The organism is Pseudomonas sp. S2_H01, assembly GCF_054668305.1.
Genome location: NZ_CP162756.1, coordinates 3,352,296 through 3,364,341, shown reverse-complemented (window position 1 = coordinate 3,364,341; position 12,046 = coordinate 3,352,296). Strand labels below are relative to the sequence as shown.

Here is a 12,046-nt window from a genome sequence, read left to right as displayed (position 1 = left end):
CCCATGGCAAGACTCGAACCAGGCACCGCACGCATCCGGGTCAAAGACCTGTGCCTGCGCACCTACATCGGTATCAACGAAGACGAAATCCTCAACAAGCAGGACGTGCTGATCAACCTGACGATTCTGTATGCGGCTCAGGAAGCGGTCCGCGACAACGACATCGATCACGCCCTGAATTACCGCACCATCACCAAAGCGATCATCCAGCACGTCGAAAACAACCGCTTTGCCTTGCTTGAGCGGCTGACGCAGGAAGTGCTGGACCTTGTGATGAGCCACGAACCGGTGCAATACGCCGAAGTGGAAGTCGACAAGCCCCATGCCCTGCGCTTTGCGGAGTCGGTGTCCATTACCTTGGCGGCTGAACGCTGATTCCGACAATGGAGCACGTTCCGCTGCGGGACATGTTCCATTGTGGGAGCGAATTCATTCGCGATAGGCAGGCACATCCAACACAGGTATCGGATGTGCAACCGCATCGCGAATGAATTCGCTCCCACAGGTCATGCATCCGTTCGACGGACACCGTTGCCCGCCCCGCCTGGCACTCTTATCATCCGCCCCATCATTTCTTCACACAGAGCCCGTCATGACCGAGCAACAACGCCTCGAACTCGAAGCCGCCGCCTTCCGTCGTCTGGTCGCGCACCTGGACAGCCGCAAGGATGTGCAGAACATCGACCTGATGAACCTGTCCGGTTTCTGCCGCAACTGCCTGTCCAAGTGGTACAAAGCCGCCGCCGACGAAAAGCAGATCGAGATCACCCTCGACGACGCCCGCGAAGTGGTCTACGGCATGCCGTACAGCGAGTGGAAATCCCTTTATCAGAAAGAAGCCAGCGCCGACCAGCAGGCCGCGTTTGCCAAGGAAAAGAAACATGACTGACCTGAACGCCCTGCGCGCCAGCCTGAACAGTGGCGAGCACGTATTCGCCGACACCCTGGCGTTCGTTGCTGCGCACTACGACTACCAGCCGCAGGCGTTCAGTAACGGCCCGGTGGAAAACGCCGCAGGCCAGAACGAAGGCTCGTGCAAGACGCTGGGTCTGGCTGTGCTGGAAGGTTTAAGCGACGACGAAGCCCTGCTGGCCTTCGGCGAGCATTATCGCTCGGTCGTCGCCACCCCAAACGGCAGCGACCACGGCAATATCCGTGCGCTGATCGCCCATGGCCTGGCTGGCGTCAAGTTCAGCGAACAGCCGCTCACGCGCAAGGCCTGAGCCGAACGCAGACGTGTGTTTCACCGCTCAACTGTAGGAGCGCGCTTGCCCGCGATGAGGTGTATCCGCTTCGCATGTGGCGCTGGAAAAATCGGTTCGCGGGCAAGCGCGCTCCTACAATGAACGCGATCAACAGGCACAAAAAAACCGGCTCAATGAGCCGGTTTTTTGTTGGAGCGTGCAATCAGAACGAGGCGTTCGCCAGACCGTCCAGGTAACGCTCGACGTCCAGTGCCGCCATGCAGCCGGCGCCAGCCGAGGTGATTGCCTGACGATAAACGTGGTCAGCCACGTCACCCGCCGCGAACACACCGTCAACGCTGGTGGCCGTCGCATTGCCTTCGCGACCGCCCTGAACCACCATGTAGCCGTCTTTCAGCGCCAGCTGACCGTCGAACAGCGAAGTGTTCGGGGTGTGGCCAATAGCGATGAAGACGCCGTCGACTTTCAGCTCCGATGTGCTGCCATCGTTGTTCTTCAGACGCGCACCGGTGACGCCCATGTTGTCACCCAGCACTTCGTCCAGTGTCGCGTTCAGCTTGAGCTCGATCTTGCCTTCGGCGACACGTGCGTGCAGCTTGTCGATCAGGATCTTCTCGGCACGGAAGGTCTCGCGACGGTGAACCAGAGTCACTTTGCTCGCGATGTTGGCCAGGTACAGCGCCTCTTCAACGGCCGTGTTGCCACCACCGACCACTGCCACTGGCTTGTTGCGGTAGAAGAAACCGTCGCACGTCGCACAGGCCGAAACACCTTTGCCCATGAACGCCTCTTCGGACGGCAGACCCAGGTAGCGAGCGCTGGCGCCCGTGGCGATGATCAGCGCGTCGCACGTGTAGGTGCCGCTGTCGCCCTTGAGGGTGAATGGCTTGCCGGCCAGATCCACGGAGTTGATGTGGTCGAAGACGATTTCGGTTTCGAAACGCTCGGCGTGCTCGCGCATCCGCTCCATCAATACCGGGCCGGTCAGGCCATGGGGATCGCCCGGCCAGTTGTCGACTTCGGTGGTGGTGGTCAGCTGACCACCCGCCTGCATGCCGGTAATCAGCAGAGGCTTGAGGTTGGCGCGTGCTGCATAGACCGCAGCGCTGTAACCGGCAGGGCCGGAGCCGAGAATAATCACTCGGGAATGACGTAGATCAGACATGACACACTCCTATCGACCGGCCATCGTTACGTGTGGTCGGAGTTACTGAAATCTGGACCGGCGCACCGGCTGAATTAAAAAGGACCCGCGAGCGCGCTTGGGGAAGGTTGACTCGCCAATCCTGAAAATCTGGAAGCTGCGACCGAAGTCGCAGCGACGGTATTACAAGCGCTTCATTACAAGCTCTTGGCGTTTTCAGCCAGGTAATCGGCCACGCCCGAAGCGTCAGCCTTCATGCCTTTCTGGCCTGGACGCCAGCCAGCCGGGCAGACTTCGCCGTGCTGCTCGGTGAACTGCAGTGCTTCGACCAGACGCACCATGTCGTCCACGTCGCGACCCAGCGGCAGGTTATTCACCACTTGATGCTGAACCACACCCGCCTGGTCGATCAGGAACGAACCGCGCAGCGCAACGCCGTCTTCGTGTTCGATACCGTATGCGCGAGTGATCTCGTGCTTGATGTCAGCGACCATGGTGAACTGGACCGGGCCAATGCCGCCCTTTTCAACCGGGGTGTTGCGCCATGCAGCGTGGGTGAAGTGCGAGTCGACGGAAACGCCTACCACTTCAACGCCCAGGTCGCGGAATTTAGCGATACGGTTGTCGTGCGCGATGATTTCCGATGGGCACACGAACGTGAAGTCCAGAGGCCAGAAGAACAGCACGACGTATTTGCCACGCAAAGAGGACAGCTGGAAGCTGTCGACGATCGAACCGTCACCCAGGACTGCCGCTGCGGTGAAGTCAGGGGCTTGTTTGTTTACCAGAACGCTCATTGAGACTCCTTCGAGGTTCAAAGTGAATGGGAATAGGTCTAAAAGTTGCCCGCAAGCTTATCGGGGCGGCGAAGATTAAGGAAATATCGTTTCACAATCCAGCTCATAGACCGTACCTATTCCGACAAACCGTTTCGTCTCGCGTGTCGATAGACTTTACCGTCGCCAGATTGTTTCGGCGAATGTCACGACGCTCATCCGGCTTCCGCCGCCCACGCAAAGCCGGTAAGGTCGGCGCGTTTTCAACGATTGGAGGATCACATGCCCGCACCCGCCCTGTCCGGCCCGCAATACCTGCGCGAAGGCCTGAAACTGGTCCTCAGTCCCGGCCTGCGTTTGTTCGTACTTCTACCGCTGACGATCAATCTGGTGCTGTTCAGCGCCCTGATTTATTTTGCGGGCCACGAGTTCAGTATGTGGGTCGATTCGTTCATGCCCACGCTGCCCAGTTGGCTGAGCTTCCTTAATTACATTCTCTGGCCTCTGTTCGTGGTGCTTGTGGTGCTGATGGTGTTTTTCACCTTCACCATGATCGCCAACATCATCGCCGCACCGTTCAACGGCTTTCTTTCGGAAAAGGTTGAAGTCGTCCTGCGGGGCACCGATGATTTTCCGGCGTTCAGCTGGGGCGAACTGATCGAAATGGTCCCGCGCACCCTGAGCCGCGAAATGCGCAAGCTCGGCTACTTCCTGCCGCGCGCCATCGGCCTGTTCATCCTGTCCTGGATACCCGTGGTCAACATCATCGCCGCGCCGCTCTGGCTGCTGTTCGGCGTCTGGATGATGGCGATTCAGTACATCGACTACCCGGCCGACAACCACAAAATGAGCTGGCAAGACATGCTCGCCTGGCTACGCGCCAAACGCTGGCAGAGCATGAGCTTTGGCGGGATCGTGTACCTGGTGCTGCTGATTCCGGTGGTCAACATCCTGATGATGCCGGCGGCGGTGGCCGGGGCGACGTTGTTCTGGGTGCGGGAGCGTGGGGCGGAGACGCAGGTGGAGCGGGTTCGATAAGTGAATGTGGAAAAGGCCTCGTTTGAGGCCTTTTTATTGGGCGACTGCCAGCGTACCAACAACAAAATCAGGACGTTTCCTACTCAACTCTTCCCTACGTCGCACGCACCACCTGTTCAACCATGGACCTCCCTCTTCAAGCGCGGCACCGCGCTCGACATCAGGAGTGTTATCACCATGGAAACGAACCGTATAAACGCCACCTCCGCCAAGCTCCCTCTGCCGGCCTCGGCCTTGCTGACCCAGAAGCCCAAGCCAGAACCCAACGCTCCCCAGTTCATGCAAGCGCTCGCCGAGGCCGTTGAAACAGCCACGTCAAAAACGCTCCCGAGCGAGCCCGGCACACTGTCGAGACTCGTGAAGCCCCGCTCTCACCTCGATCTCGTCAGCCTGAATCCGGTTCAGACTGGTTATGTGCCCGCCTCGGCCGCGCTAGAGAAGGTCGGAAGCTCACGGCTCGTGCCATTTGTCGCTGGGGGATGAGGCCCACCTCGCGCCCTTTGCAGCAGATACTCACAGCCATTGTTCAACAGTCACAAATCCATCACTCAACCGCCATACAAGCGCAACGCCGGCCTCTGAAACTGGGTGTCATGAGTAAATCCCTGCACATCACCCTGATCACCGAAACCTACGCACCCGAGATCAACGGCGTTGCCAATACGCTGAGCAGGTTGTGCGACGGGTTGCGGCTGCGCGGGCATCGGGTGGAGGTGATTCGGCCGCGGCAGAACGACGACGAATCCCGGGGGAACGGGGATGATCTGATGCTGTGTCGCGGCTGGCCGATTCCGGGGTATCCGGGGTTGCAGTGGGGTCAGTCGTCGATGCACAAGCTGCTGCGTCGCTGGCAGCGCAGTCGTCCGGATGTGCTGTACATCGCCACCGAAGGGCCGTTGGGGCTTTCGGCGTTGCGTGCGGCGCGACGGCTTCGCATTGCGATCGTCAGCGGCTTCCACACGAATTTTCAGCAATACACACGCCAATACGGGCTGGGGTTTATCACCCGCCTCTTGACCTCCTACCTGCGCTGGTTCCACAACCGCTCGACTGCCACGCTGGTGCCCAGTGTCAGCCAGAAAACCGAGCTGGAACGGCGCGGCTTCGAGCGCTTGGCCTTGTTGTCTCGCGGGGTGGATTGTCAGTTGTTTCACCCATCCAGGCGTTCAGCCTTCCTGCGTGAAAGCTGGGGCCTGGAGTCTGGCGACACGGCGGTGCTGCATGTGGGGCGTCTGGCGCCGGAGAAAAACCTCGGTGTGCTCAAGGCTACGTTCGACAGCCTGGCGAGCGCCTACCCCGAGAAAAGACTCAGGCTGGTGATCGTCGGCGACGGCCCGGTGCGCGCCACCCTGCAGGAGCAACTGCCTGACGCCATCTTCTGTGGCACACAGCGCGGCGAGGCCCTGGCGACCCATTACGCATCGGGCGATCTGTTTTTGTTTCCGAGCATGACCGAGACATTCGGCAACGTGGTCCTGGAGGCCTTGGCGTCCGGGCTGGGTGTCGTCGCCTACGACGAAGCCGCAGCGGCGCAGCATATTCGGCACGGGCACAACGGCGCCGTCGCGATGTCCGGCGATGAAGAAGGCTTTATCGACGCTGCGCGCTGGATGCTCGAAGACGACGAGAACCTGCGGCGCGTTCGTTTGAACGCCCGGCAACACGCCAGCCGTCAGGGTTGGGCCGGGATCATCGAATCGTTCGAGAGCTATTTGCGCGCTGCCAGCGAGACGGGCGACGGAGTGGTATTAGGGGTGTGACATCGCACCTGTGGGGGTGAGTTTGCTCACTCCCACAGGGTATTCATTCTGCCAGGCCAGCGGGATTATTCAGCAAGCGGCGGCCAGGCTTCTCCGAAAAGAAAACGTCGGGTTACTCCAGCTTACCCAACGCATCGCGGCTGAACGGCAGGATGTCTTCTTCGCGACCATCACGCACTTTCACGGCCCAATCCGGATCGACCAGCAGCGCGCGGCCGACCGCCACCAGATCGAACTCGTCATCACCCAGACGCTTGAGCAGGTTTTCGAGGCTCGCCGGTTGCGCGACTTTGTCGGTGTTGACCATGAACTGCAGGAACTCGCCATCCAGGCCGACGCTGCCGACAGTGATCGTCGGTTTGCCGGTGAGCTTGCGCGTCCAGCCTGCCAGGTTGAGGTCGGAGCCTTCAAACTCCGGCTCCCAGAAACGGCGCGTCGAGCAGTGGAAAATGTCCACGCCAGCGTCGGAAAGCGGTTTAAGGAAGGCAGCCAGCTCGTCCGGCGTTTGCACCAGACGTGCGGTGTAGTCCTGCTGTTTCCACTGCGAGAAGCGGAAGATGATCGGGTAATCGGGGCCGACCGCTGCGCGCACGGCCTTGATCAGCTCAATGGCGAAACGCGACCGCTGGGCCAGATCACCGCCGTACTCGTCGGTGCGCTGGTTGGTGCCCTCCCAGAAAAACTGATCGACGATATAGCCATGGGCACCGTGAATTTCCACGCCGTCCATGCCGATGTCCTTGGCGTCTTTTGCCGCTTGGGCAAACGCTGCGATGACATCATCGATGTCCTGCTTGCTCATGCCGTGCACGACAACGTTGCCGTCCTTCAGCTTTTCAGTCGGCCCGTACGCGGGGACCGTGCCATCTGGCTCGGTGCCCAGACGACGCACGGCACCCACGTGCCACAACTGGGGGACGATCTTCCCGCCTTCGGCATGGACCGCTTCAACCACTTTTTCCAGCCAGCAAGCGCAGCTTCGCCGAAAAACTGGGGAACGTTCGGATAACCGTTCGACGCCTTGTGCCCGACGGTGGTGCCTTCGGTGATGATCAGGCCGACGCCGGCAGCGGCACGGCGACGGTAGTACTCGATGACTTTGGCATTCGGCACGCCACCGGGCGAGAACGAACGGGTCATCGGCGCCATCACAACGCGCGTCGGTAATTCCAGGCTGCCCATGTGGAAGGGTTTGAACAAGGCTTTGACTGGCATGCAAGCGTCCTCGGCATCGGAAATATTATGAAGGTCATACAGAATGAGCTGAGCGCACGTCGATGCGAAGCACTATTGATTGGAGTGATTAAGGCTTAAAAGCAGGGGTGGATAGATGGGTCCCAGACAATGCTGCCACGCAAATCAGCTGTGGAAGCGAATTCATTCGTGGGGCGTCGGTACGGCTGACAAGGTCTTGCCGATGCGCCACTGATCGCGAATGAATCGCGCTCCCACAGGAAATTCAGGATTACGTGAGAGCGTCGTAGACGGCTGCAACGAAGGGCGGCTTCAGTGAAGCGCTTTTTCAATCGCTTGAATCACCGCAGGATCATCCGGCGTGGTGCGTGGCGAAAAGCGCGCCAGAACGCGACCGTCCTGACCCACGAGGAATTTTTCGAAGTTCCAGGTGATGTCGCCCGGAAATTCCGCGCCTTCACCCGCCAGCATCTGGTACAGCCTGTGGCGATGAGGGCCGTTCACGTCGAGCTTGTCGCCCAGCGGGAAGGTGACGCCGTAGTTCAGCGAACAGAACGCCTGGATCTCATCCTGCGTGCCAGGTTCTTGTCCGGCAAACTGATTGCAGGGCAGGCCCAAGACACTGAAACCTCTGTCCTTGTACTTCTGATACAGGTTTTCAAGCGCGGCGTATTGAGGCGTCAGGCCGCATTTGGACGCCACATTGACCACCAGGACCACTTTGCCTTTGAGCGGCGCGAGAGGCAGTTCCTGGCCATCCAGAGCTTTTAATTTCAGGTCGTGAAATATACTCATGACGAACTCCCCTACTCACCATACAGAAAAAAGCTTTGGCCGAAAAAGGCGCCCTGTCAGGCCGCGAAAACAAACTGTTTTTCGCAAAGCCCGCGAGGACGCCTGGCCAGCTAATTGAGCTTAGCAGGACAAATCAGTGGTGATGGCCACCTTCGCCATGCACGTGGCCGTGGGCCATTTCTTCTTCGCTGGCATCACGGATGGCAACGATCTTGACCTGGAAATTCAGGCGCTGACCGGCCAGAGGGTGGTTGCCGTCGACAGTCACGTCGTCGCCGTCCAGATCACGAATGGTGACGATCTGCATCTGGCCATCGGGGGCGGAAGCGTGGAACTGCATGCCGACTTCCAGTTCGTCGACACCTTCGAACATGCTGCGATTCAGGGTGCTGACCAGTTCGGCCGAGTATTCGCCGTAGGCGTCTTCAGGCTCGATGGAGACTTTCAGTTCGTCGCCGATGTCCTTGCCTTCCAGTGCCTTTTCCAGACCCGGAATGATGTTACCTGCGCCTTGCAGGTAAACCAGCGGCGCGCCGCCGGCAGAACTGTCGATGACCTCACCAGCGTCATTGGTCAGGGTATAGTCAATGGAGACAGCCTTGTTGGCGGCGATCGGCATGGGGCGAGACCTTTTGCAAATAGAGATATGAGCGAACAAGTCTAACCAAGCACTCGCGCGAAAGCGAACGCAACTCAGACGGACGGCCCCGATTGCACGACCCCACTTTGCCTGGAAGCGACACCACGATTATCGGCTTTCGCCAGGACGAAGACGGTCACTGGATTGCCGAGCTGTCCTGCGGCCACACCCAGCACCTGCGCCATCAGCCCCCGTGGCAGTCACGGCCCTGGGTGCTGGATGCCGGCACGCGTCAGGAAAAAATAGGTCAGTCCTTTCGTTGCGGCTGGTGTGCGCAGGCGGCAGATAACGATAACCTTGTGCCCCGTTGAGACGCTGCGACTGAACAGCGTCCTGTTTTATCCGGTCCATCACGGCCTTTGCACTGCTCATTTTCGAGAAGCCCGCATGCAGACTTTCTTTATCGCGCCCACAGACTTCGGTGTGGGTTTGACGTCCATCAGCCTCGGGCTTGTACGTACCCTGGAGCGCGCCGGACTCAAAGTCGGTTTTTTCAAACCCATCGCCCAGCCCCATCCAGGCGATCTGGGTCCCGAGCGCTCGACCGAACTGGTCGCCCGGACCCACGGCCTCAAACCGCCAAAGCCGCTTGGCCTGGCCCATGTCGAACGCATGCTTGGCGAAGGCCAGCTCGATGAGCTGCTGGAAGAAATCATCAACCTGTATCAGGAGGCCTGCGTCGGTCGCGACGTGCTGATCGTCGAAGGCATGGTGCCGACCCGCAGCGCCAGTTACGCAGCGCGGGTCAACCTGCACATGGCCAAGGCGCTGGATGCGGACGTGATTCTGGTGTCGGCGCCTGAAAACGAGGTGCTGACCGAACTGTCCGGGCGTGTCGAGTTGCAGGCGCAGATGTTCGGCGGCCCGAAAGACCCCAAAGTGCTAGGCGTGATCCTCAACAAGGTGCGCACCGATGAAAGCATGGAAGTCTTCTCGGCGCGACTGAAAGAGCATTCGCCGCTGTTGCGCAGCGGTGATTTCCGCTTGCTGGGCTGTATTCCGTTCCAGGCCGACTTGAACGCTCCCCGCACCCGTGACGTGGCGGATTTGCTCGGCGCTCAGGTGATCAACGCCGGTGATTACGAACAGCGACGCATGTCCAAAATCATCATCTGTGCGCGCACGGTGCTCAATACGCTGCAGCTTCTCAAACCGGGCGTGCTCGTGGTGACGCCAGGAGATCGGGACGACATCATCCTGGCGGTCAGTCTGGCAACATTGAATGGCGTGCCGCTGGCCGGCCTGTTGCTGACCAGCGACACCTTGCCCGACCCGCGCATCATGGACCTGTGCCGTGGCGCGCTGCAGGCGGGGCTGCCGGTGTTATCAGTGAGCACCGGCTCTTACGACACCGCCAACCAGCTGAATCAGTTGAACAAGGAAATCCCGATCGACGACCGCGAGCGGGCGGAAATCATTACCGACTTCGTCGCCAGCCACCTGGACGCCAACTGGTTGCACCAGCGTTGCGGCACACCACGCGAAATGCGGCTGTCCCCGGCGGTGTTCCGCTATCAGCTGATTCAACGCGCGCAAGCGGCGAACAAGCGCATTGTGCTGCCGGAAGGCGCAGAGCCCCTGACCGTACAAGCCGCGGCCATTTGCCAGGCTCGGGGTATCGCGCGTTGCGTGCTGCTGGCCAAACCGGAAGACGTGCAAGCGGTTGCCCGCGCCCAAGGCATCGAACTGCCGCCGGGCCTTGAAATTCTCGACCCCGAGCTGATTCGCGAGCGCTATGTGGCGCCGATGGTCGATCTGCGCAAAAACAAAGCCCTCAACGCCCCCATGGCCGAGCAGCAGCTGGAAGACCCTGTGGTGATCGGGACCATGATGCTGGCGCTCGATGAAGTCGACGGTCTGGTGTCCGGCGTCATTCATTCCACCGCCAATACGATCCGTCCGGCGCTGCAACTGATCAAAACCGCGCCAGGTTGCACACTGGTGTCGTCGGTGTTCTTCATGCTGTTTCCTGAGCAGGTGCTGGTGTACGGCGACTGCATCATGAATCCGCACCCGACCGCCCAGGAACTGGCCGAAATCGCCGTGCAGAGTGCAGACTCAGCGGTTGCATTTGGCTTGTCGCCACGGGTGGCGATGATCAGTTACTCCAGCGGTAATTCGGCCAGTGGCGAGGAAGTGGAAAAGGTGCGTGAAGCCACGCAACTGGCGCAGGAATCCCAACGCAACCTGTTGATCGACGGTCCGCTGCAGTACGATGCCGCCGCCAACGAGAACGTGGCTCGTCAGCTCGCGCCGGACAGCCCGGTCGCGGGTCGCGCCAATGTGTTCGTGTTCCCTGATCTGAACACCGGCAACACGACGTACAAGGCGGTGCAACGCAGTGCGGACTGCGTGAGCCTTGGCCCGATGCTGCAAGGTCTGCGCAAGCCGGTGAATGACCTGCCGCGTGGCGCCCAGGTCGATGACATCGTGTACACCATCGCGCTGACGGCGATTCAGGCGGCGACCCTGCCGCAATAAATGTCGGGCTGAAACATCGTCCACTCACAATAACGCCGCCGGGAACCCACCGGCGGCTGTCTTACCTTCGGAGTTCGATCCCTCATGGATTTCTTGCCCGCCCCTTTGCGCGGCGTCATCGCCTCGCTGCTGTTGGCGCTCAACACGATTGTCTGCTGCACGCCGCTGTTCATCGTTGCGATCTTCAAACTGTGCCTGCCCTTCCCCGCCGCACAGAAGGTCACTGACTGGCTCATGAGCCACATTCACGAAGCCTGGATCAGCAACAACAATGCCTGGATGAACCTGCTCGGCCATACCCGCTGGCACCTCAGCGGACTGGAAGGTCTGGATTATCAGCATTCGTATCTGGTCACCAGCAATCACCAGAGCTGGGTCGACATCATGGTGCTCCAGTACGTCCTCAACCGTCGCATTCGTCCGCTGAAGTTCTTCCTGAAGCAAGAACTCATCTGGGTGCCGGTGATCGGGTTGGCCTGGTGGGCGTTGGGCTTCCCGTTCATGAAGCGCTACACCAAGGCGTATCTGGCCAAACACCCGGAAAAGAAAGGCAAGGATCTGGAAACCACCCGCCGCACCTGTGCGAAGTTTCGCAACAACCCGGTGGGGATTTTCAACTTCGTCGAAGGCACGCGCTTCACCAAGGGCAAACATGCCCAGCAGCAGTCGCCCTTCCGCTACCTGTTGAAGCCCAAGGCCGGCGGCATCGCGTTTGTGCTGGACGCCATGGGCGAGCAACTGGAGTCGATCGTCAACGTGACCATTCATTATCCAGCGGGTCAGCCGGGCTACTGGGACTTGCTGTGCGGCAAGGTGCGTGAAGTGGTCGCGCACTTCGAAGAAGTGCAGATTCCGCCGCAGTTCATCGGCAAGAGTTATGACCAGGACGATGCGTATCGCCTGGAATTCCAGCAGTGGATCAACCGCCTGTGGGAAGAAAAAGATGCGCGGCTGACGCAGATGCATGAGCAGTACCCGGGCTGAGCGCACCTAAACGAAAAACCCCGGCACGC

General features: G+C 59.9%; 12 protein-coding genes and 2 pseudogenes. 9 read left to right on the top strand and 5 right to left on the bottom strand.

The annotated features are described in order from the left end of the window. The first annotated feature begins 3 nt into the window (after positions 1 to 3). The 3 genes from folX (at position 4) to AB4N84_RS15050 (ending at position 1,223) form a co-directional block, all read left to right on the top strand. Positions 4 to 375: a dihydroneopterin triphosphate 2'-epimerase gene (gene folX, locus AB4N84_RS15060; protein WP_074753602.1), complete on the top strand. Its 372-nt coding sequence runs from the start codon at positions 4 to 6 to the stop codon at positions 373 to 375. Between the two features lie 217 nt (positions 376 to 592). Next, positions 593 to 889 carry a DUF1244 domain-containing protein gene (locus AB4N84_RS15055; RefSeq protein WP_460042057.1) on the top strand — a complete coding sequence of 99 codons (297 nt, stop codon included), beginning with the start codon at positions 593 to 595 and terminating at the stop codon, positions 887 to 889. Next, positions 882 to 1,223 carry a HopJ type III effector protein gene (locus tag AB4N84_RS15050; protein ID WP_460042056.1) on the top strand — a complete coding sequence of 114 codons (342 nt, stop codon included), beginning with the start codon at positions 882 to 884 and terminating at the stop codon, positions 1,221 to 1,223. The genes AB4N84_RS15055 and AB4N84_RS15050 overlap by 8 nt, the downstream gene beginning before the upstream one ends. Before the next feature lie 184 nt (positions 1,224 to 1,407). On the opposite strand, the gene trxB is transcribed toward AB4N84_RS15050, so the two are convergent. Next, positions 1,408 to 2,370 (bottom strand): thioredoxin-disulfide reductase, encoded by a 963-nt coding sequence (gene trxB, locus AB4N84_RS15045; protein WP_460042055.1) that lies wholly within the window; start codon positions 2,368 to 2,370, stop codon positions 1,408 to 1,410. 176 nt (positions 2,371 to 2,546) lie between these two features. Next, entirely contained in the window at positions 2,547 to 3,146 is a 600-nt protein-coding gene (locus AB4N84_RS15040) for a peroxiredoxin (protein ID WP_074753598.1), read from the bottom strand. 261 nt (positions 3,147 to 3,407) lie between these two features. Here AB4N84_RS15040 and cysZ point away from each other — a divergent pair, with 261 nt between their 5' ends. From cysZ to AB4N84_RS15025, 3 genes are all read left to right on the top strand, one after another. Next, positions 3,408 to 4,163 (top strand): sulfate transporter CysZ, encoded by a 756-nt coding sequence (gene cysZ, locus AB4N84_RS15035; RefSeq protein WP_460042054.1) that lies wholly within the window; start codon positions 3,408 to 3,410, stop codon positions 4,161 to 4,163. Beyond that, positions 4,164 to 4,646 (top strand): hypothetical protein, encoded by a 483-nt coding sequence (locus tag AB4N84_RS15030; RefSeq protein ID WP_460042053.1) that lies wholly within the window; start codon positions 4,164 to 4,166, stop codon positions 4,644 to 4,646. Positions 4,647 to 4,756: 110 nt separating this feature from the next. After that, on the top strand, positions 4,757 to 5,923 hold the full coding sequence (locus AB4N84_RS15025) for a glycosyltransferase family 4 protein (RefSeq protein WP_460046911.1): 1,167 nt from the start codon (positions 4,757 to 4,759) through the stop codon (positions 5,921 to 5,923). A 112-nt stretch (positions 5,924 to 6,035) separates the two neighbouring features. On the opposite strand, the pseudogene AB4N84_RS15020 reads toward AB4N84_RS15025, so the two are convergent. From AB4N84_RS15020 to AB4N84_RS15010, 3 genes and pseudogenes are all read right to left on the bottom strand, one after another. Beyond that, positions 6,036 to 7,138: pseudogene (locus AB4N84_RS15020) on the bottom strand (NADH:flavin oxidoreductase). A gap of 291 nt (positions 7,139 to 7,429) precedes the next feature. Continuing rightward, a complete protein-coding gene (locus AB4N84_RS15015; RefSeq protein ID WP_074753593.1) occupies positions 7,430 to 7,912 on the bottom strand; it encodes a glutathione peroxidase in 483 nt (160 codons plus the stop codon). 133 nt (positions 7,913 to 8,045) lie between these two features. Then, positions 8,046 to 8,531 (bottom strand): FKBP-type peptidyl-prolyl cis-trans isomerase, encoded by a 486-nt coding sequence (locus AB4N84_RS15010; protein WP_062386835.1) that lies wholly within the window; start codon positions 8,529 to 8,531, stop codon positions 8,046 to 8,048. On the opposite strand from AB4N84_RS15010, the pseudogene AB4N84_RS15005 reads away from it, so the two are divergent. The 3 genes and pseudogenes from AB4N84_RS15005 (at position 8,530) to AB4N84_RS14995 (ending at position 12,017) form a co-directional block, all read left to right on the top strand. Further along, positions 8,530 to 8,863: pseudogene (locus AB4N84_RS15005) on the top strand (DUF3565 domain-containing protein). The gene AB4N84_RS15010 and the pseudogene AB4N84_RS15005 sit on opposite strands and share 2 nt — an antisense overlap. Before the next feature lie 76 nt (positions 8,864 to 8,939). Further along, on the top strand, positions 8,940 to 11,033 hold the full coding sequence (pta, locus tag AB4N84_RS15000) for a phosphate acetyltransferase (RefSeq protein WP_074753592.1): 2,094 nt from the start codon (positions 8,940 to 8,942) through the stop codon (positions 11,031 to 11,033). 84 nt (positions 11,034 to 11,117) lie between these two features. Next, the gene (locus AB4N84_RS14995) at positions 11,118 to 12,017 is read left to right on the top strand and encodes an acyltransferase (protein WP_460046910.1); all 900 of its coding nucleotides are present in this window, start codon (positions 11,118 to 11,120) and stop codon (positions 12,015 to 12,017) included. Positions 12,018 to 12,046: the final 29 nt, after the last annotated feature.